The organism is Bradyrhizobium sp. MI1.10, from assembly GCF_055811035.1.
Genome location: NZ_JBVVPN010000020.1, coordinates 33526 through 51693, shown reverse-complemented (window position 1 = coordinate 51693; position 18168 = coordinate 33526). Strand labels below are relative to the sequence as shown.

Here is an 18168-nt window from a genome sequence, read left to right as displayed (position 1 = left end):
CCGAGAAATGCGGAGCACGCATTCATGCGTGAAGCAGGCCGTGCCCCGAAAGGGCCTGCCTGAAAGCCTCAACCGAGGTGTGGTGATGCGCGAACAGGCCCGCCTCTCGCGCGCCGGCGACATTGGGCATGAGATCGTCGACGAACAGGACGCTCTCCGGTTTGACGTCGAGCTCCGACAGACAAAGGCGGAAGCAGCGCGGGTCCGGCTTCGCCGTCTTGAACCGGGCCGAGGCATAGATTCGGGAGCCGAACAGCGGCGGCAATTCCGGCAGCAGCGCAGCGATATGGTCGGCGACCAGCGTGGTGTTGTTGGTCAGGACGGCAATGTCGATGGTTTGCCGCAAGCTGCCGGCAATCTCCAGCATCGCACGATCGGCTTGCATCGAACGGCGTCGCGCCTCGATCCACTCGTCCAGTGACAGCGGATAGCCGATGCGGTCGCCGAAGCCCCGCAAATAGTCCGCGGCGTCGAGAGTGCCGGAATCGCCGAGCAGCTCGAAGCCGCTGTCCCAGATCGCCTTGTGGACGGATTCGCTCGTGGTCCCCGCAAGCTTCGCCAGCCATGCGACACGCTTTGCCCTGTCGTAGTCGCAGAGGACATTGTCCATGTCGAAGAGGACGAGTTTGATTTTACCAGTCACAGCAGCACTCTCGGATTGGCCGACCATCCGGCCGTGATCCAAGCCATACCGCGCTGGAGCGCGGGCGACAAATCCGGGGCAACGGTCGATCCGTCACGCGCTCCTGGCGGGCCAGGGAACGACCTGTCCCGACATCACCAGCCGGTCACGGCCGTTGTCCTTGGCGGCGTACAGCGCGCGGTCGGCGGCGGCGACCAGCGTGCTGCAGTCCGTCGTGGTTTGGGATGGAAGGCTCGTCGCGCCGCCAATGCTTGCAGTCACCAGGCGGGAGGGGGGACTTTGCGCATGCAGCATGGCGAGATCTTGCAGGGCCTTGCGAATCCCATCGCCGACCTCGGCGCAGCCCTCGGGACCGGTGTTCGGCAACAGCACGGCGAATTCTTCGCCACCATAGCGCGCCGCGAGATCGGCCGGGCGCTTGGTGTGCGCTGATAGGATCCGGGCCAGCGCGCGCAGGCATCCGTCACCCGCCAGATGGCCATATTGGTCGTTGAATTTCTTGAAATGATCGACATCGATCAACAGGAGCGAGAGCTGCGAGCCGTCGCGCCGGGCCCGCGCCCATTCATCAGCGAGGCGCTCGTCGAATGCGCGTCGATTGGCGAGCCCGGTGAGGCCGTCAGTCGTCGCAAGCGAGGCGAGCTTGTCCTGAAGGTCCTTCTGCTCGGTCATGTCGCGCACCACCGCGACGACGCCGTCGATCTCGCCGCTGTCCGATGCCAGGGTCACGTGCAACGCCGCCTCCGCCCAGATCTCGCCCTTGTCGCGATGACGCTGGCGATAGACGAACCGCGCCTCCTCGGCCTCGCCATTTTTAAGCGCGGCGATGGCCTGCTCGACCCGCTCGATGTCGTCGGCGTGAATGCCGGCCAGGGCCGAGGTGGCCAGCAGTTCGTCAGAGGACCAGCCCGTGATGCGTACGCAGGAGGGGGAAACGTAGAGCAGCCGGTTGTCGAGCCCGATCCGGGTCACCATGTCGCTGGATTGCTCGGCCAACAGGCGGAAGTTTGCTTCGTTGACGACGAGGGCCTGGGCCATGCGCTGCCGCTGCACGAGTTGACGGACCAGGTAGAAGCCAATCACCGCGATCAGCAGCACGAGGCCTAGGACGAAGGTGCTGCGCGCAGCCGCGGCTTGCCGCCAGGGCGCCAGCACGTCGTCCCGCGACTTGCTCGCCAACACCATCAGGGGATAGCGGCTGCTGCGTTGGTAATAGCTCAGCCGCTGGACGCCATCGAGCGGCGACTTGAAGTAGTAGACTGCTGCGGCGGGACGGCTTTCCCATCCCTTGAATAAGGGCGCATTGGACAGGTCGCGTCCGACAAAGGCGCCGCTCTCGTCGCGGCTGCGCGCCAGCATGATGCCGCTATCGTTGAGCAGCGATGCCGAGCCGTTCGTACCGATGTCAAACCGCTCGTAGAACGTAACGAAATAGCTGACATCGATCGTGAGCAGGGCAACGCCGGCGAAGCCGCCGTCCGCATCGTTGATCCGGCGGGACGCGGTGACGACCCATTGGCCCCCGGCTCGACTCTTCACGGGCGATCCGATCAACGTGCCCATCTCGGGCGAGTCACGATGACGCTGGAAATATTCGCGGTCGCTGTTGTTGAGCTTGGAGAAATCGAGGTGCTCGGTCGTAGCCAGCCACTGCCCGGTCGCGTCATAAACGAAGATGCCGCGGATGCGGTCCGATGATTTCCGTGTCGGCAGATAGGCCTGAAGCTTGGTGATCGTGTCCGGACCCGTCCCGTCGAGTTCGAGCCGATGGACCAGGCCTACGAGGATCGTATCAACGAGTTCGAACGTGTCGTCCGCATGCTGGATCAGCGAATGCGCCAGATTGGCGACATCGATCTCGGCGTTCCTGAGTTCGGCGTTGCGGGTTTCCCATTCGCGCCAGCCGCTCAAGCCGAGGATGGCGAAGCAGGTCAGGATGACGAAACCCGCCGCCCAGAGCGGAAGGCGCGTCTTTCCGAGTTCTCGGCCCGTGGTCATCAGGCTTGCTCCATTTCGGCGCAAACCTCTCACTTTGGCCTTAACGGGCTGTTGCAACATCCGCGCGGATTGTGCGCTTCCGGTCGGAACAGTCCTCGACAACTGACGGGCTATTGTCGAGCTAACCAGGCTGGCCTCAGGTGTCGGCTTCGCCCGGGCTTTCTGCCTCACTCATCCAGCGTGAAGCCGACGCGCAGTGTCACCTGGTAGTGGCGCACGGCACCGTTCTCGATATGGCCGCGCGTTTGCACCACCTCGAACCATTTCATCTCGCGAACGGTCTTGGCGGCACGGCTGACCGCGTTCTTGATCGCATCCTCGATCGAGGTCTCGGACGATCCGACCAGTTCCAGGATCTTGTAGACGTGATCCGTCTCGCTTGTGGCCATGACTATTCTCCCCTCGTGCTGTGGCGGGACCGGATATGTCTGTCGCGGACAACTGGCGCCCGCGCGACGTCCGGCCTCAACTCTGAACGGATGCCGGCGCTCCGAGTTCCGTCCCCGGCAGGAGCCTGCCGCTCGCTGCCTAGGCGTCCCATTTTGTAAGTGCACGAAAATCTGGATCGCGTGTGCAAGCGGCGCTCCCGAATTGGCGCGCGGTCGCGGGCCTGCTCTTGCCCGTCCCGACATGAGCGAGCTAACCTCGGCCTTTCCTCTGGCATCTTCGAAGTGCGGTGATGATGGAGCGTTTGACGAGGGGCGCTCTGGCTGCGATCGGTCTCTGCGTTGTGCCTGCGCCGGGCATCGCGCAGGACGATCTCGATGCTGCCCCGGTGAGCATGTCGCTGCAGGTCACGACTGATCCCTCCACCATCGAGTGCCGCCGGCTGGAGACCGTCAATCCGGCCTCGCTGGTCTTCTTGCCGCTGCGCCGGACCTTCAACGAGGATTTTGACGAGCATCCGCTGGCGAACGGACGCTGGGTGTCGCACTACGGCGGTGGTGCGGCCTGGCCGGAGGCGCGCTACTGGGGCGGCGACGGCTCCGACTTCAAGCGCAAGACCAGCGCCAATGGCGAGCAACAGATCTATGTCGATCCGCGCTACGCCGGGCGCGCCTTGGCGCCGCTCGGGCTCGATCCGTTCAAGGTCAAGGACGGCGTGCTGTCGATCGTCGCCAGCCGTACGCCGCCGGGGTTAAAGCCGGTGCTGTTCAACAACGAGTACATCTCCGGGATCCTCACGACCCAGGGCACGTTCGCGCAGAAGCACGGCTATTTCGAGATCCGCGCCAAGGTGCCGGTCGGACACGCGGTGTGGCCGGCGTTCTGGATGCTGGCGGATGACGGCGGCTGGCCGCCGGAGGTCGACGTGCTGGAAGGCCGCGGCGAAAAGCCGGGTGATCTCGTGATGACGACGCATTGGCGGATTCCCTCGACCCAGAAGATCCAGTCCTGCGGCTTCGACTTCGCGGTCGGCGACGCTTCGAGCGCGTTCCACACTTACGGTGTGCTGTGGGAGGAGGATCGCCTGGTCTATTTCATCGACCGCAGGCCGGTGTCCGACATCAAGGTGCCGATCGGATTCGACGATCCCATGTACATGATCGTCAATCTCGCGATCGGATCGAAATTCTTTCTCGGGGTCGGACCTGTCGACGCGGAGTCGCCGCCTACCGTCGCATTCGAGATCGACCGGATTTCCGTCTACCAGATCGATTTGGAGCAGGCGCGCAGATAGCGAAGCTCGCTGATCTGTCCCGGCGTTGAGCGGCGCGAGTCAACGATGGACTGCCGCGGGCCTGCACGCCGACGCTACGGATCCAGCTCCGTATCCCAGTAGAGATAGTCCAGCCAGCTGTCGTGCAGATAGTTCGGTGGGAACAGCCGGCCGTTGCGGTGGAGCTGGTGCACCGTCGGCGCGAACGCGTGCTGGCGTGGAAACATCTTGGCTTGCACCGGCGTCAGATTACCTTTGCGCAGATTGCAGGGCGAGCACGCCGCGACCACGTTCTCCCAGGTGGTCTGGCCGCCTTTGCTGCGCGGGACGATGTGGTCGAAGGTGAGGTCTTCGGGCGAGCCGCAATATTGGCAGGCGAAACGATCGCGCAGGAAGACGTTAAATCGGGTGAAGGCAGGGTGCGTGGTCGGCTTGACGAACGATTTGAGCGAGACGACGCTCGGCAGCTGCATTTGCAGCGTGGGACTATGGACCGCCTGATCGTAATGCGCGACGATGTTGACGCGGTCGAGGAATACCGCCTTGATCGCGTCCTGCCACGACCACAAAGACAGTGGGTAGTAACTCAGCGGCCGGAAGTCCGCATTCAGCACCAACACCGGCCAATGGCCTTGCGAGACATGTGCGTTCAAGTAACGCTCCTGGCCTCCAATGTACGCTGCGAAGCAGCACGTACTGACATACTACATGCAGCGTGACGGGATTGTGAAGCCCGTTGAGCGACTTATTCCGGCACAAGCAATGCGGCCGGGGGGTGGCAAACCGCGCAAAACACCGTGATTTCCAGGTCCGAGGCTATGGAGGCCGCGCCGTCCTGACAGCGCGACGGGGATGTGCCGAGGCAGCTACTCCCGCACCCGCTCCAGCTTCTGCAAGCACCGCGTCGCGCGCAGCACGGCCGGCATCTCCTCGTCCGGAAAGCTGGTCTTCCAGTCGGTGACGCCGACCTCGCCGACATAGATGTCACCCTTCGAATCCAGCGCGATGCCGTGCGGTGCCAGGAATTTTCCGCTGGCAACGCCCGGGCCTGACTCGCCGCCGAGCCGCGCGATGCGGTTACCCTTGGCGTCCACGATCGACAACCGCGGGCCGAGATTGGGCACCTTGCGGTTGACGGCCAGGCCAGGGCCGAGTTCCCCGATGACGAAGGTCGGGCTCTTAGCCCCACCGCAACAGCACAGCGCACAGGGGCGGTGCAGATTGTTCCACTGCGTCTCGTACCTGCCGTTGCCGTCGAACACCTGCACGCGGTGGTTCTCGCGGTCGGCGACATAGACAAAGCCGTCTGCGTCGGTGGCGATGTTGTGCACGATGTTGAACTGGCCGGGATCGGTGCCGGGCTCGCCCCAGCTTGTCATCAGTGTGCCATCGGGCGTGAACTTGTGCACGCGCGCATTGCCATAGCCGTCGGAGACGTAGATTTCGCCCTTCGGCGACAGTGCAGTGTGGGTACAGCGGTGGAACGGATCGCCGCTCATGAACGGCGACGGTTTTTCGGGGATGCCGATCGTCAGCAGCACCTTGCCGTCGGTGGTGCACTTGCGCACGGTGTGGTCGCCGTCATCGGTGCAATAGAGATTGTCGTCGGCATCGATATGCAGGCCATGGGCGCGCGAGAACAGGCCTTCGCCCCAACTGCGCAAGAAATTGCCGTCGCGGTCCAGCACCACCATCGGATGGGCCCCGCGATTGAAGACGTAGACGCGGTCCTTGCTGTCGACTGCGACCGAGGCGACGTCGGTGAGCTGCCATCCGTCCGGCAGCTTTGCGAAGTTCTCAACGACGCGGTAGCGGTGCTCGCCGGTGCCGAGAATGGCTGGCATTGAATGTCCTCTCTTGTTGTCATTCCGGGGCACGCGAAGCGTGAACCCGGAATCCATCGTACGGCATTTTCGAGGTGGAATGGATTCCGGGTTCGCGCTGCGCGCGCCCCGGAATGACGGCTGTGTTCATGTCCGCCCCAGAATCCCTTCCTCGATCGCCTTGATTTGGAGCGCGAGATATTTCGAGTTGATCCGGCATTGCGCGAGGCTGCCGGCGATGAACCAGAGGCCGGGTTGCCTGGTGCGCGCATACATGTTGCGCAGCTCGAGGCCGTCGCCAAAACCCCAGATCGGGCCGACTCGCTCGGCGACGCGGTCGCCGAACAGTTTCCGCACCAGATATTCCTGCGTCTTGTAACCGGTCGAGAGCACGATCAATTCGGCCGGAAGGCTTGCGCCGTCCTTCATCCGGACGCCCTCGGTGACGAAGCCCTCGATGTCGGAAAACTGCCTGAGCTTGATCGCACCCTCGACGATGAGGTTGGAGCAGCCGACATTGAAATAATAGCCGCCGCCACGGGTGAGATATTTGAACTGCCAACCGGTGCCGGCCTCGCCGAAATCGAGTTTGAAGCCGACGCGCCGCAATCCGTCGAGCAGCTCCTTGTCGAGCTCCTTCGACTGCTCCGTCAGCATCACATGGGTCTTCTTCGCCAGCGGCGTCGGCATCGAGGTGGCGATCAGATCATTGTCCTCGAGCGTGCCCTCATTGTAGGTCGCATAAGCGAGTTGGGCCGACGGCTCGATATTGGTGACGAGCGTAGGTGAACGCTGCACCAGCGTCACGTCGGCGCCACTGGAGTGAAGATCCTGCGCGATATCGTGACCGCTATTGCCGGTGCCGATGACGATGGCGCGTTTGCCCGTCCAGCTCTCGCCGTCCTCGTAGCGGCTCGAATGCAGCAGCGTGCCCTTGAAGTTATCGAGGGTCGGAATAACAGGCACATTGGCGATGCCGCTGACGCCGGTTGCCATCACCACATGGCGGGGGTGCATGATACGCTCACTGCCGTCGGTGTGCCGCAGTGTGACCGTCCAGTGGCCTTTCGCATCGTCGTAGGCGCCGCCCTCGAATTCGGTGCCGGTCCAGAAGTTCAGCTCCATCGCGTCGACGTAAGCTTCGAACCAGTTGGCGAGCTTGTCCTTGGGGATATAGGTCGGCCAGCTCGGCGGAAACGGCATGTAGGGCAAATGATTGACCTGCACCTGGTTGTGCAGGGTCAGCGCGTGATAGCGCTTGCGCCAATTGTCCCCGATCCGTGCCTCGCGATCGACGATCAGTGTGTCGATCTTCAACTGCTTCAGCCGCGCCGCAATTGCGAGCCCGGCCTGGCCGCCGCCGACCACCAGCACGGTGGGATCGCGATCGGTGTAGTCGCGCGAGGCGCTGCGCAGGTCGAGCCAGTTCGGTCCACGGAAGTCGCGTGAATAGGCCTGGCCGCGCGGCCGCGAGGTGCCGAGCTGCTCCTCGAAGCCCCTAAGCTCGTCGAGCGCGGTGAGGAGCGTCCACGCTTTCGGGCGGTCGCCGTCGTTGGCGTCGGGCACAAGCCTGACGATGCCGCTGCCGCGCCCCAGTGCGGTTTCGAAATTGAAGATCGCTTCGATATTGTTGGTCCCGGCACGCGTCACCCAGCGCGGTGGCGGGCGGTTCGGCGCGATCTTGAAGCTGCCCGGCGCGACCTTTGCGGCGAGCGTTGTCAGCTCCCGCTCGATCGAGCCGCCGCCGGCGATCGTTTGCAGGTTCCAGCTGAATGCCAGCGCGTCGCGCCAATAGCAGTCGGCGAGGAACAGACGATCCAGCCCAGCGCCATCGGGTGCGCCAAGCGTGCGCTCAAATTCATCGAGCCAGGCTTGCGCGGATGCGGCAATATCCTTCGTCCTGTCCAGCATGCGCGACCTCGTGCCGTCTTCGCGGCGTTTCCTCTAGGGTCGAAAGCTATACTGTTTCGCAGACGGCCAATAGCCGATTACCCGAGCAGTGAGAACATGTGCCCCTGCTTCAGCGGAATGCACCCGTTGAGAGAGACCTGCGGCACCCTCGTGGTTTCAAGGAGGGGGCACGCGAAAAAGGCTCCACCTTGGTGGAGCCTCCCTCGCGCTCTTAGGATTCACAGCCGCTCGCGTAGCGGCGAGCGAACATCCCTACCTACCCCGCATCCCAGTGCCGTACAGCTCGCGCTCACGGCCGATATCGTCAGGAGACAGCGGTGGGCTTGCGGCATCGAAGCCATTCCAGCCGGACTTCTGCCAGGCGGTGCTCCGTTCCTGCAGGTTCACGGCCTTCTCGTGCAGAAGGGCATCGAGACGCGTGCGGTCCTGGTCGGGTACCCGGGCCGATACCAGCGTTCCGCCACGACGGACGCCCTCCGCGTAGCGCGACGCATCATCCTTGGAGACGCCGGCTTCGGTCAGCGCGCCAACGATGCCGCCCGTCGCGGCGCCGGCCGCGGCACCAACTGCGGTCGAAGCCAGCCATCCGGCGGCAACTACCGGTCCGAGCCCCGGAATGGCCAGCAAGCCGAGTCCTGCAAGCAGGCCCGCCGCGCTGCCGATTCCAGCGCCGATGCCGGCACCCGTGCCGGCGCCTTCGGCGCGATCGTCGACGCCGTCGCGATCGCGGTCGACCTTGGCGGTGGAGGAGCCGTACCAATTATCGGAATTGTTCGCGACGATGCTGATGTCGGAGTGCGGCACGCCCGCGGCCTCCAGACGCCTGACCGCACGTTCCGCATCCGGATAGGTGTCATAGAGTCGAGAAATGGTGGTGGTCATGTTTGATCCTCCTTACTTGGCGGGGTTCACGTTGCCCTGGAAGTCGACGCTCACGTCCGCCTTGGTCCCGGACTTGTCGGCCTTGCCGCGCCAGACGCCATTGTCGTCCTTTTGCAGGCCGGAAACATTGGAATAGCCCGCGCCCTCGATCTTCGACTTCGCCTGTCCCTCGGTGAAGCTGTTGCGGCCTGCAACCGGTGCGTTGGAGTTGTTGTGATCAGAGCTGTTGACGGCGTTGTTGCCCGGGCCGCTTTGTGCCTTTTGCGACTGTGCGCTTACGGGCATTGATCCGAGCAGCAGGACAGCCGCAGCGAGCGAAACTAGACGTGACATAGTTTATCCTCCGGCAGTGATTGTGCCGGTCGACAACAGACGAGATTCGAATTGGTTGCTCTGCCATTTGCGACGGAAGCGCGGGTCTTCAAACTGGTCGATATTGAAGAGGCCCAGGAACGATTGCCACTCGTTCCCGTTTATACGGTCGCGCTCTCTCGGACGCGTCGCCTGCTTTCACGCCGCCCAATAGGGCTCCCGCAGTTTGCGCTTGAAAATCTTTCCCGTTGCCTCGCGCGGCAGAGCGTCGCGGAATTCGACGTCCTTTGGCACCTTGAAATTGGCAAGCCGCTCGCGCAGGAACGATCGGACAGCGTCGGCCGAGAGCTCGGCATCGGATTCAGGCTCGACAAAGGCGCACAGCCGTTCGCCGAATTCCGCGTCCGGGATGCCGAACACGGCACAGTCGCGCACGCCGGGCATTCCGATCAGCACGTTCTCGATCTCCGCGGGATAGATGTTGACGCCGCCGGAGATCACCATGTCGCGCTTGCGGTCGCACAGGAACAGATAGCCGTCCGCGTCGAGGTAACCGACGTCGCCGACGCTGACGAGGCCGTCACGGCCGGCCTCGGCCCTTGCCTGCGACCTGCCGTGATAGTCGAAATCGGGCACTGCCGTCTGGCGCATGTAGATTTCGCCGACTTCGTTGGCACCGCACTGGCTGCCGTCATCGCGGAAGATCCTGACGATGCCGCCTTCGATGGCGCGGCCGACCGTGCCGGGCTTCTTCAGGGCTTCCTCGGCCGAGTGCCACACCGGGATCCCGGTCTCCGTCGAGCCGAAATATTCATTGATGACCGGTCCCCACCATTCGATCATAGCGCGCTTGACGTCTGGCGGGCAGGGCGCGGCGCCGTGCACGACGAAACGCAGGGACGACAGGTCGTAACGTTGCCTGACCGCTTCGGGCAACCGCAGCAGCCGGACGAACATGGTCGGTACCATGTGAATGTGCGTGACGCGGTGGCGCTCGATCAGCGCCAGCAGCTCCTCGGCATCGAACCGCGCCTGGAGGATGATGGTGCAACCGCTGCGGAACGCCAGCATGCCGTAGGAATGCGGCGCCGAGTGATACATCGGCCCGTTGATCAGCACGATTTGGTCTTCCCGCGGCTTGATGCCGTAGGCGATCCCGCCCACACGTTCCGAGGCGGCCGCCTGTTCGGGCTGCATCGGCATGCGCCGCACGCCCTTCGGCATGCCCGTTGTCCCCGATGTGTAGATCATTGCTGCCGCGCGCCGCGGCGGCTCCTGCGCTTGCGGATGGTCGTCGCGCCAGCGGTCCCAATCGGTCAGTCCCACCGGGATCTCGGTCAGCTCCCGAGGGATCGAGAAGGTCGCTGCGAGTTCGGGCGGGGTCGCGACGACCAGGAGGAGGACATCGGCAGGTATGCCTTCACGGATCTGCGGCAGCAAATCGGCATGGCAGACCAGGATCTTCGCCCCGCTGTCGGCCAGAATGTAACGGACCTCCTCGGCTTTCAGATGCCAGTTGATCGGCACCACCGGACTGCCCAGCGCGGCGGAGGCCGCAACCACCTCGAAGAGGGCGAAATCGTTGCGTAGCATCATCGCGACCGGCGCGGCCTCGGCAAGCCCCAGGGCGCGGAAGCCGCTCATCGCCCGCTTGATCCGGGCCCGAATGTCGTCGTAGCTGATCTGGCGTTCGCCGCTGATGATCATGGCGTCTCCTCATTCCGCTCGTCTAGCGATCATCCAGCACGTCGCCGAAGCTGACCCAGCTCTTGCCATTGAAGCGCCGGAGCTGAAGCTGCTGGAACGGCAGATAGTCGTCGGGGCCGGTCGCAACAGCCATTCCCGGCAGCAGCAGCGGCAACGTCACGTCCTTCAACGAGGCCGCCTGGCGCATGATGTTGTCGCGGCTGATATCATCCTTGCACGCCTTCAGCACCGTCATCAGCAGCGTGGCATAGTGATAGCCCGCGGCGTAGTTGGAGTTGGAGAGGTCCGCGGTCGGCATGTAGCGCTTCATGAAGGCGAAGTATTCCTTCACGCCGGGATCGTCGGCCCATTGCGGATCCATCGTGTCCTTCTGGTTGCTCGACGAGATCAGACCAACGGCGTTGTCGAGGCCCGCCGGCTCCAGAAACGAGATCGACGACGCCGAGGTCGGCACGAAGAACAGCTCCGGCTTCCAGCCGATCTCGGCCACGCCCTTGACCATCTGCGAGGTGAACTTGCCGAGCACGACGCCGAACAGCACGTTGGCGCCTGACGCCTTCAGCGTCGAGAGCTGCGAACTGATCGTCGGCGCGCTGGTCTCGTAGCTCGCCTCCGCGATGATCATGCTTGCGGCCTTGGGCCCGAGCGCTCGCTTGAACCCCGCCACATAATCGCGGCCGAAATCATCGTTCTGCGACAGGATCGCGATCTTGGCGTCGGGCTTGGCCTGCAAAATATATTTGGCGTAGACCACGCCCTCGGATTCGTAGGCCGCCATGCCCGGCATCGTCCACGGGTTCTTCTGTGGATCGGCCCATTTGGTGGCGCCGGAGAGCACGAATAGCTGCGGCACCTTCTTGGCGTTGAGATAGCGCTGCACGGCGCTATTGGTGGCGGTGCCGAGCGAGCCGAACATCATCAGCACCTCCTCTTGCTCCACCAGCTTGCGGGTCTGCTCGACGGTCTTCGGCGGCGAATATGCGTCGTCCAGCGTGATGAACTTGACCTTGCGGCCGTTGATGCCACCTTCGGCATTGACCTTCTCGAAGAACGCTTCCTGCGTCCGTCCGATCGCGCCGAAGCCAGAGGCCGGACCGCTGTAGGGCAGGGTCTGCCCGATGCGGATCTCGTCGCTGCCTTCGGCGTGGGCGCTGCCGCCAGCGAGCGTCAGCAGCGACATGCCGATCAGTGCGGCTGCCAGCTTCATGGTGTCCTCCCGTTTTATTGTCGGTCCGAGACGTCAGGCGCTGACGCGCATCAGAAAATCCTGTCGGGCCTGGTCGAATTCCTGTTTCATCCGGTCGACGAGCTCGGCGACCGGCGGCGCGTCGGCGATCTGGCCGATACCCTGGCCGGAGCCCCAGATGTCGCGCCACGCCTTGGACTTCATGTTGCCGCCGGAGCCGAAGTTCATCTTCGTCTTGTCGGCGGCCGGCAGATTGTCCGGATCGAGCCCGGCCGCAGCGATCGAAGGGCCGAGATAGTTGCCGTGCACGCCGGTGAAGAGGTTGGTGTAGACGATGTCGTGCGCAGCGTGCTGGGTCAGGGCGGATTTAGGCTTCGTCAGCGTTGGCTTCCTTCGTCGCGATGAAGCGCGTGCCCATATAGGCGAGGTCGGCGCCCAGTGTCAGCGCGGAAGCGATTGCGAATCCGTCGCTGATTGCGCCCGACAGCAGGATCGCGCCGTCGAACCATTGCTTGACCTCACGTACCAGCGCGAAAGGCGAGAGCGTTCCTGCATGTCCTCCAGCGCCTGCGCAGACCAGAATCAGGCCGTCGACGCCTTGCTCGGCGGCCTTGCGCGCGTGCTTGACGTTGATGACGTCGTGGAACACGAGGCCGCCGTAGGAATGCGCGGCCTCGACGAGTTCGGCGGGCGGCCGTAGCGAGGTGATGATGATGGGCGCCCTGTGCTTCACACAGGTCTCCATGTCCTTCATCAGCCGGTCGTTCGAGGCGTGGCAGATCTGGTTGACGGCGTAGGGCGCGACCTTCTTGCCGGGATTGCGCGACTTGTATTCGCCGAGTTCGTCCTCGATGCGGTTCAGCCACTCGTCGAGCTTTTCCACCGGACGGGCATTGAGCGCCGGAAACGAGCCGACGACACCGGCCTTGCACTGGGCGATCACCAGCTCGGGACCGGAGACGAGGAAGAGCGGCGAGCCGACCACGGGCAGCTCGAGCGACTCCTTCAAGAGAGCGGGCAGCGCCATGATGTCCTCCCGGAAACGCAGCCCGCCGGCAGGCGGATGACGAGGCGTTTCCCTGTTGGTCGTCGCGGGCGAGTTGCCGCCCATGTTTCATTTGACACCATTATAGGGGTTGGAGTGCGGCCTCCGATCGTTCAATGTTGAACGGACGACTATTCAGATTTGAACAGAGGCCGCTTATGGACTGGGACCTTTGCAAGACCTTCGTCGCCGTCGCCGAAACCGGCAGCTTCACCGGCGCGGCACGCCGGCTGCACAGCAGCCATCCCACCGTCAGTCGCAAGATCGCGGCGCTGGAAGCCCAGCTCGGCACCAGGCTGGTGGCACGCGCCGCCGACGGCCTGGCGCTGACCGCGGATGGACGGACATTGCGCGAGCACGCCGAGGCGATGGCGGCGGCCGCGCTGCGGGCGGAGACGGCAGTCTCGGCCGGAGGGCATAAGGCGCGCGGGACCGTCAAGCTGTCGATCGGGGCGACGCTGGCGTCGCATTGGCTGATGCCGTGCCTGCCTGCTTTCCTGCGCGCGCATGATCACGTCCAGCTCGAGATCATCACCCATCCGTTTCCGGCGAGCGTGCGCCGGCGCGAGGCGGACGTGGTGCTGCGGCCCTTCGACAGCGGCGAGGAAAATCTGGTCGGCCGCAAGATCGGCCGTCTCGGCACCGGGTTCTACGCCTCGCGGGACTACGCCGGCGGGCGGTCCTTGCCGGAACGGCGCGGCGAGTGGAAGGGGCACAGCGTCATCGGTTTCGCCGACCAGACCTCCAACATCCAGCTTGCGCGCTGGAGCGACGTCGTCACGCGTCAGGCCAGGGTGGTGATGCGCTGCTCGTCGCAGGGCGACATGCTGGCGGCGGTCCGGGCCGGACTCGGAATCTCCGCCCTGTCGTGCTTTGTCGCCGAAAGTTATCCCGATCTCGTGCGCGTCGCGCCGCAGAAGCTCGCCAGCGTGGCGGACCTGTGGCTGCTGGCCCATCCCGACCTCGTCGAGCTGCCGGCGGTGCGGGCCGTGGTCGACTTCGTCGCCGATTGCGCCCGGACCGATCGCGTTAGGCTGCGGGGCTAAGCTGATCCGGCGAGCACGCCTTCGCGTTTTTTCACCGCGCGATAATAGCTCCACCACAGATGCGCCGCCGCACCACGCAGGGGACGCCAGGGTTCGGCGAGCGGCGCCATCTGCTTCTCCGTCGGCCGCGCCTGCAAGCCAAGCCCGATGCGGATGCCTTCCTGCACGGCGAGATCGCCGGCCGGCCAGGCGTCGCCATGGCCGAGGCAGAACAGCAGATAGACATCCGCCGTCCACGGTCCGATGCCGGGCAGTGCGATCAACGTGTGATGCGCGGCATCGGCGTCTTCTTCGGCGAGCACGTCGAGGTTCAGCCGCTGTGCGGTGATCTCGCGCGCGAGATGTTTCAGCGTCTTGATCTTGGCGGCGGACAGGCCGAGCCGCCCCAATCGGTCGGTGCGGGCGCGGCGGACCGCCTCGTGGTCAAACGGATCGAACGCGGCCGACAGCCGCCCCCAGATCGCCGCAGCGCTCGCAGTCGAGAGCTGTTGCCCGCACACGATGTGGGCAAGCCCCGCAAAGCCCGGCTCGCGCCGCCGCAACGCCGGCATGCCGGCGATTGCGAGCACGGGCTTGAGGCGCGGATCGCGCTTGACCAGCGCGTGGACGGCTTCTTCGAGGTCGGACTGGGTCTCGAGGTGGATGGTCATCGCTTGCTCAACTTGTCATGCGCGGGCTTGACCGCGTACCGAATATCTTACTCCGTCATTCCCGGGGCGATGCGAAGCATCGAACCCGGAATCTCGAGATTCCGGGTTCGGTCCTGCGGACCGCCCCGGAATGACAACCGTAACGGTGAAGCCCGGCCATGATGAGTTCCGAAGCATGTCGCCACCCGTTTTCCGATTTGCTCCCAGTCCGAACGGCTACCTGCATCTCGGCCACGCTTATTCCGCTCTGTTGAATTCCGACCGCGCGCGCGAGACCGGTGGGCGGCTATTGCTGCGGATCGAGGACATCGACGCGACGCGTTGCCGGCCGGAATATGAGACCGCGATCTACGAAGACCTCGCTTGGCTCGGCATTGCCTGGGAGACGCCGGTGCGGCGGCAGTCGGAGCATTTCGACGCGTATCGCGCGGCACTGGACAGGCTCTCGGCGCTCGGCCTGGTCTATCCCGCCTTCGAAAGCCGCGCCGAGATCGCAAGGCAGGTTGCGGCGCGTGAAGCGGATGGGCCGTGGCCGCGCGATCCCGATGGCGCGCCGCTCTATCCCGGCGCCGCCAGATCGCTGTTCGCCAACGAGCGTGACCGCCTCATCGACACCGGCGCGCCTTATGCGCTTCGGCTCGACATGGCGGCCGCCTGCCGCCGCGCCGCCGGCCTGAGCTGGAACGAACTGGGCGTGGGGCCCGATGGTGAGCGTGGCGTCGTCCCGGCGCGGCCAGAAGCCTGGGGGGACGTCATTCTGGCCCGCAAGGAGACGCCGACCAGCTACCATCTGTCCGTCGTTGTCGACGATGCGCTCCAGGACGTCAGCGAGATCGTGCGGGGCCAGGACCTGTTCCACGCCACTTCGGTCCACCGTCTGCTTCAGGTTCTGCTCCGCCTGCCCGAACCCGTCTACCGTCACCATGGGCTACTTCGTGACGAGGCCGGCCGGAAGCTGTCGAAATCAACCAGCTCGACCGGCCTACGTGAATTGCGCGCTGCCGGCGCCATGCCGGCCGGTATCCGCCAGCTGGTGGGATTAGGTTAAGTTTCTCTGGGGGTTAGCCAAACGCCGCCGTGACTCCGGGTGTTCCGCCGTGCCATGCTCACCTCACGGCCCGGGTTCGAAGGGGGATACTTCGAAGGGGAGTTATGGCGGCGAAAACGCGCGGAGCGCGCACTACGGGGACGTCCAAGCGAGTGGCTCGGAAGCGCTCCGGGCCGACCGCCCGGTTGCGCAAGCGCAGCATCAAGCGGGCCGAGCCGGACGTCGTCCAGGCCGCGCTTGCCGCCTTCGCCCATGAGGTCCGCACCCCCCTGACCGGCATTCTCGCGATCAGCGACTTGCTCGCGACTTCGGATCTCGGCGAACGGGAAAGACGCTGGGCCGACACGATCAAGGCCGGTGCCGAGCATCTGGCGAACCTTGCCACCCTGTTCGTCGATGCCGCCAGAACCGGCAAGGGGACCGGCAAAAGCGTCGGAGGTGGAAGCTCGCTGCGGCAGGATTTGTTCGACCTGCGGACCCTCGCCCGCAACGCCGGCGATTCGCTGGCCGGTCGCGCCGCGGCCAAGGGTCTCCAGGCCGAGGTCGATATCTCGGAGAAGCTGCCGGGGCTGGTGGTCGGGGATCCCGTCCGCCTGCGCGCCGCGCTCGAGAACCTGATCGACAATGCCGTGAAATTCACCGAGCACGGCGGCGTGGCGCTCACGGTCGCGCCTTGGCGTTCCGTCAAGAGCAAGACCAAGAGCAAAGGCAAAGCAAAGGGCAAAGGCAGCGTCGGTGTCGCCTTCGCCGTGTCCGACAGCGGCATCGGCCTCACCATGGCCGAGATCAAGCGCTTGTTCCGGCCGTTTACCCAAGCCAATGTCACCATTGCCTCGCGCTTTGGCGGCGCCGGCCTGGGTCTGTCGTCGGTGAAGCAACTGGCGCGCGCGATGGGCGGCGACATCACGGTCGCCCCTCGGCCCGGCGGCGGCGCCACCTTCACGTTGACGGTGTCGGTGTGTGCCACGGGATCGGGCAAGTCCCGCAAGTCGAAGGGCGAAGCCGAGATGGATGCGGTCCCGGCGCTGCGCTTGCTCAGCGTCGAGGACAATCCGTTCGGGCGCGTTGTGCTCAACACCATCCTGACCGAGCTCGGTCATCATGCCGAGTTCATTGGGCGCGGCGAGGACGCGGTGAACCGGCTCGCGCAGGGCGCCTTCGACGCGGTGCTGATGGATATGGTGCTGCCGGGCATTAATGGCGTCGAGGCGATCAGGCGGATCCGCACCATGGCGACGCCGCTGGCTCAGATCCCCATCATCGGGGTGTCAGGTCGCGGCGAAGACGAAGTCGCCTCACGCGAGGCCGGCGCCGACGCATTTCTGGTCAAGCCTGTGTCTCCGCGGGCGCTAGCGACTGCGCTGCTTGCAGCGACACGCCGTGAGGAAGCCGCGACTTGATGATCGCGGCGTTGAGCTCGCCGCCGAAAACGAAGATCGCGGCGATGAAGTACAGGAACACCAGCGCGATAATCACCGAGGCGAGCCCCGCATACATCGTCACGTAATTGTTGGCGAAGCGCGCGAGGTACTGGCCGAACACGATGCCCGAGATCAGCGACGCCACGATGGTGAAGACGATGCCGGGCAGGATCTGGAGGAACCGGCGCCGTCCCGCCGGCAGCCAGGTATGCAGGATGATCAGCGCCACCACCAACGCGGCGACGGTGATGCCGTAGCGCAGCCAGGTGAGGATCCTCTCGTTGGATTCAACGAACAGCGGAATGTGCGCACGCGCGGCCTCGATGAGCAGCGGCCCGAGCACGATCAGGAATGCCATGGCGAGCGCGGTGAAGGCCGCAATCAGCGTGTAGGCGATCGATTCCAGCCGTAGCCAGTACCAGGGCCGCATCTCCACCACCGCATAGGCGCGGTTGAGCGCGACCCGTAGCGCCTCGACGCCGTTGGAGGCGAAGTAGACCGACAGCACCGCACCGATGGTGAATAGGCCGGTGCGGGTCGTGGTCAGCACGTCGTGGACTTCCCCCGAGATCGAATCCGCGACCTGCTTGGGCCAGACCTGGAGCATCAGGCTGGCAGCCTGATCGGCGAGTTCCTTGGAGCCGAAGAAGCCGGCGAGCGAGGTCAGCACGATCAGGAACGGGAACAGCGCCATCAGTGTCGACAGCGCGATATGGCTCGCGATCGCCCAGCCGTCATCGGCGAGGAACGTGTAGAACGCGTCCATCACGACGACGTAGATGGTGCGGACGGCTTTCACGGCTGGCTCTGTCCTGCTCCCTCTCCCCGCCTGCCGG

At 64.6% G+C, this 18168-nt stretch carries 16 protein-coding genes and 1 pseudogene; 4 read left to right on the top strand and 13 right to left on the bottom strand.

Annotated elements, in window-relative coordinates; all coding sequences use genetic code 11:
* Nucleotides 1-22: 22 nt before the first annotated feature.
* The 3 genes from AC0L3K_RS21540 to AC0L3K_RS21530 form a co-directional block, all read right to left on the bottom strand.
* Nucleotides 23-670 (bottom strand): HAD family hydrolase, encoded by a 648-nt coding sequence (locus tag AC0L3K_RS21540; RefSeq protein WP_354126847.1) that lies wholly within the window; start codon nt 668-670, stop codon nt 23-25.
* Between the two features lie 66 nt (nt 671-736).
* Nucleotides 737-2641, bottom strand: coding sequence for a sensor domain-containing diguanylate cyclase (locus AC0L3K_RS21535; protein ID WP_007597384.1), 1905 nt, complete (start codon nt 2639-2641; stop codon nt 737-739).
* Between the two features lie 167 nt (nt 2642-2808).
* Complete coding sequence (locus tag AC0L3K_RS21530; protein WP_018453224.1) at nt 2809-3030, bottom strand: dodecin; 222 nt, start codon at nt 3028-3030, stop codon at nt 2809-2811.
* Nucleotides 3031-3320: 290 nt separating this feature from the next.
* Here AC0L3K_RS21530 and AC0L3K_RS21525 point away from each other — a divergent pair, with 290 nt between their 5' ends.
* Complete coding sequence (locus AC0L3K_RS21525) at nt 3321-4322, top strand: glycoside hydrolase family 16 protein (protein ID WP_473366862.1); 1002 nt, start codon at nt 3321-3323, stop codon at nt 4320-4322.
* Between the two features lie 74 nt (nt 4323-4396).
* Here the strand turns inward: AC0L3K_RS21525 and AC0L3K_RS21520 are convergent, their stop codons facing one another.
* The 8 genes and pseudogenes from AC0L3K_RS21520 to AC0L3K_RS21485 all read right to left on the bottom strand — a co-directional run bounded on the left by AC0L3K_RS21520 (nt 4397) and on the right by AC0L3K_RS21485 (nt 13149).
* Nucleotides 4397-4954, bottom strand: a complete 558-nt coding sequence (locus tag AC0L3K_RS21520; RefSeq protein ID WP_354199945.1) for an HNH endonuclease — start codon at nt 4952-4954, stop codon at nt 4397-4399.
* Nucleotides 4955-5167: 213 nt separating this feature from the next.
* Nucleotides 5168-6145, bottom strand: coding sequence for a peptidyl-alpha-hydroxyglycine alpha-amidating lyase family protein (locus AC0L3K_RS21515; RefSeq protein WP_219680518.1), 978 nt, complete (start codon nt 6143-6145; stop codon nt 5168-5170).
* A 126-nt stretch (nt 6146-6271) separates the two neighbouring features.
* Nucleotides 6272-8035 carry an NAD(P)/FAD-dependent oxidoreductase gene (locus AC0L3K_RS21510; protein WP_473366861.1) on the bottom strand — a complete coding sequence of 588 codons (1764 nt, stop codon included), beginning with the start codon at nt 8033-8035 and terminating at the stop codon, nt 6272-6274.
* A gap of 252 nt (nt 8036-8287) precedes the next feature.
* On the bottom strand, nt 8288-8917 hold the full coding sequence (locus tag AC0L3K_RS21505; RefSeq protein ID WP_007597374.1) for a general stress protein: 630 nt from the start codon (nt 8915-8917) through the stop codon (nt 8288-8290).
* Nucleotides 8918-8929: 12 nt separating this feature from the next.
* The gene (locus AC0L3K_RS21500; protein ID WP_007597366.1) at nt 8930-9250 is read right to left on the bottom strand and encodes a PepSY domain-containing protein; all 321 of its coding nucleotides are present in this window, start codon (nt 9248-9250) and stop codon (nt 8930-8932) included.
* Between the two features lie 177 nt (nt 9251-9427).
* Nucleotides 9428-10936 (bottom strand): acyl-CoA synthetase, encoded by a 1509-nt coding sequence (locus AC0L3K_RS21495; protein ID WP_354199943.1) that lies wholly within the window; start codon nt 10934-10936, stop codon nt 9428-9430.
* A 22-nt stretch (nt 10937-10958) separates the two neighbouring features.
* Entirely contained in the window at nt 10959-12143 is a 1185-nt protein-coding gene (locus AC0L3K_RS21490) for an ABC transporter substrate-binding protein (protein WP_007597363.1), read from the bottom strand.
* 33 nt (nt 12144-12176) lie between these two features.
* A pseudogene (locus tag AC0L3K_RS21485) lies at nt 12177-13149 on the bottom strand (NAD(P)H-dependent flavin oxidoreductase).
* Nucleotides 13150-13325: 176 nt separating this feature from the next.
* On the opposite strand from AC0L3K_RS21485, the gene AC0L3K_RS21480 reads away from it, so the two are divergent.
* Nucleotides 13326-14213 (top strand): LysR family transcriptional regulator, encoded by an 888-nt coding sequence (locus AC0L3K_RS21480; protein ID WP_007597361.1) that lies wholly within the window; start codon nt 13326-13328, stop codon nt 14211-14213.
* Here the strand turns inward: AC0L3K_RS21480 and AC0L3K_RS21475 are convergent.
* Nucleotides 14210-14863 (bottom strand): DNA-3-methyladenine glycosylase family protein, encoded by a 654-nt coding sequence (locus tag AC0L3K_RS21475; protein ID WP_354199941.1) that lies wholly within the window; start codon nt 14861-14863, stop codon nt 14210-14212. The two genes, AC0L3K_RS21480 and AC0L3K_RS21475, sit on opposite strands and share 4 nt — an antisense overlap.
* A gap of 175 nt (nt 14864-15038) precedes the next feature.
* On the opposite strand from AC0L3K_RS21475, the gene gluQRS reads away from it, so the two are divergent.
* On the top strand, nt 15039-15911 hold the full coding sequence (gluQRS, locus tag AC0L3K_RS21470) for a tRNA glutamyl-Q(34) synthetase GluQRS (RefSeq protein WP_354199940.1): 873 nt from the start codon (nt 15039-15041) through the stop codon (nt 15909-15911).
* Nucleotides 15912-16015: 104 nt separating this feature from the next.
* Nucleotides 16016-17311, top strand: coding sequence for an ATP-binding protein (locus AC0L3K_RS21465; protein ID WP_007597358.1), 1296 nt, complete (start codon nt 16016-16018; stop codon nt 17309-17311).
* Here AC0L3K_RS21465 and AC0L3K_RS21460 read toward each other — a convergent pair.
* On the bottom strand, nt 17238-18131 hold the full coding sequence (locus AC0L3K_RS21460) for a YihY/virulence factor BrkB family protein (protein ID WP_007597357.1): 894 nt from the start codon (nt 18129-18131) through the stop codon (nt 17238-17240). The genes AC0L3K_RS21465 and AC0L3K_RS21460 overlap by 74 nt on opposite strands.
* Between the last annotated feature and the right edge of the window lie 37 nt (nt 18132-18168).

Bases quoted from the DNA above. Each gene is read 5' to 3' on its own strand.
- AC0L3K_RS21540 (WP_354126847.1), bottom strand. From the start codon at position 670: ATGGTCGGCCAATCCGAGAGTGCTGCTGTGACTGGTAAAATCAAACTC.
- AC0L3K_RS21535 (WP_007597384.1), bottom strand. From the start codon at position 2,641: ATGACCACGGGCCGAGAACTCGGAAAGACGCGCCTTCCGCTCTGGGCG.
- AC0L3K_RS21530 (WP_018453224.1), bottom strand. From the start codon at position 3,030: ATGGCCACAAGCGAGACGGATCACGTCTACAAGATCCTGGAACTGGTC.
- AC0L3K_RS21525 (WP_473366862.1), top strand. From the start codon at position 3,321: ATGATGGAGCGTTTGACGAGGGGCGCTCTGGCTGCGATCGGTCTCTGC.
- AC0L3K_RS21515 (WP_219680518.1), bottom strand. From the start codon at position 6,145: ATGCCAGCCATTCTCGGCACCGGCGAGCACCGCTACCGCGTCGTTGAG.
- AC0L3K_RS21510 (WP_473366861.1), bottom strand. From the start codon at position 8,035: ATGCTGGACAGGACGAAGGATATTGCCGCATCCGCGCAAGCCTGGCTC.
- AC0L3K_RS21505 (WP_007597374.1), bottom strand. From the start codon at position 8,917: ATGACCACCACCATTTCTCGACTCTATGACACCTATCCGGATGCGGAA.
- AC0L3K_RS21500 (WP_007597366.1), bottom strand. From the start codon at position 9,250: ATGTCACGTCTAGTTTCGCTCGCTGCGGCTGTCCTGCTGCTCGGATCA.
- AC0L3K_RS21495 (WP_354199943.1), bottom strand. From the start codon at position 10,936: ATGATCATCAGCGGCGAACGCCAGATCAGCTACGACGACATTCGGGCC.
- AC0L3K_RS21490 (WP_007597363.1), bottom strand. From the start codon at position 12,143: ATGAAGCTGGCAGCCGCACTGATCGGCATGTCGCTGCTGACGCTCGCT.
- AC0L3K_RS21480 (WP_007597361.1), top strand. From the start codon at position 13,326: ATGGACTGGGACCTTTGCAAGACCTTCGTCGCCGTCGCCGAAACCGGC.
- AC0L3K_RS21475 (WP_354199941.1), bottom strand. From the start codon at position 14,863: ATGACCATCCACCTCGAGACCCAGTCCGACCTCGAAGAAGCCGTCCAC.
- gluQRS (WP_354199940.1), top strand. From the start codon at position 15,039: ATGTCGCCACCCGTTTTCCGATTTGCTCCCAGTCCGAACGGCTACCTG.
- AC0L3K_RS21465 (WP_007597358.1), top strand. From the start codon at position 16,016: ATGGCGGCGAAAACGCGCGGAGCGCGCACTACGGGGACGTCCAAGCGA.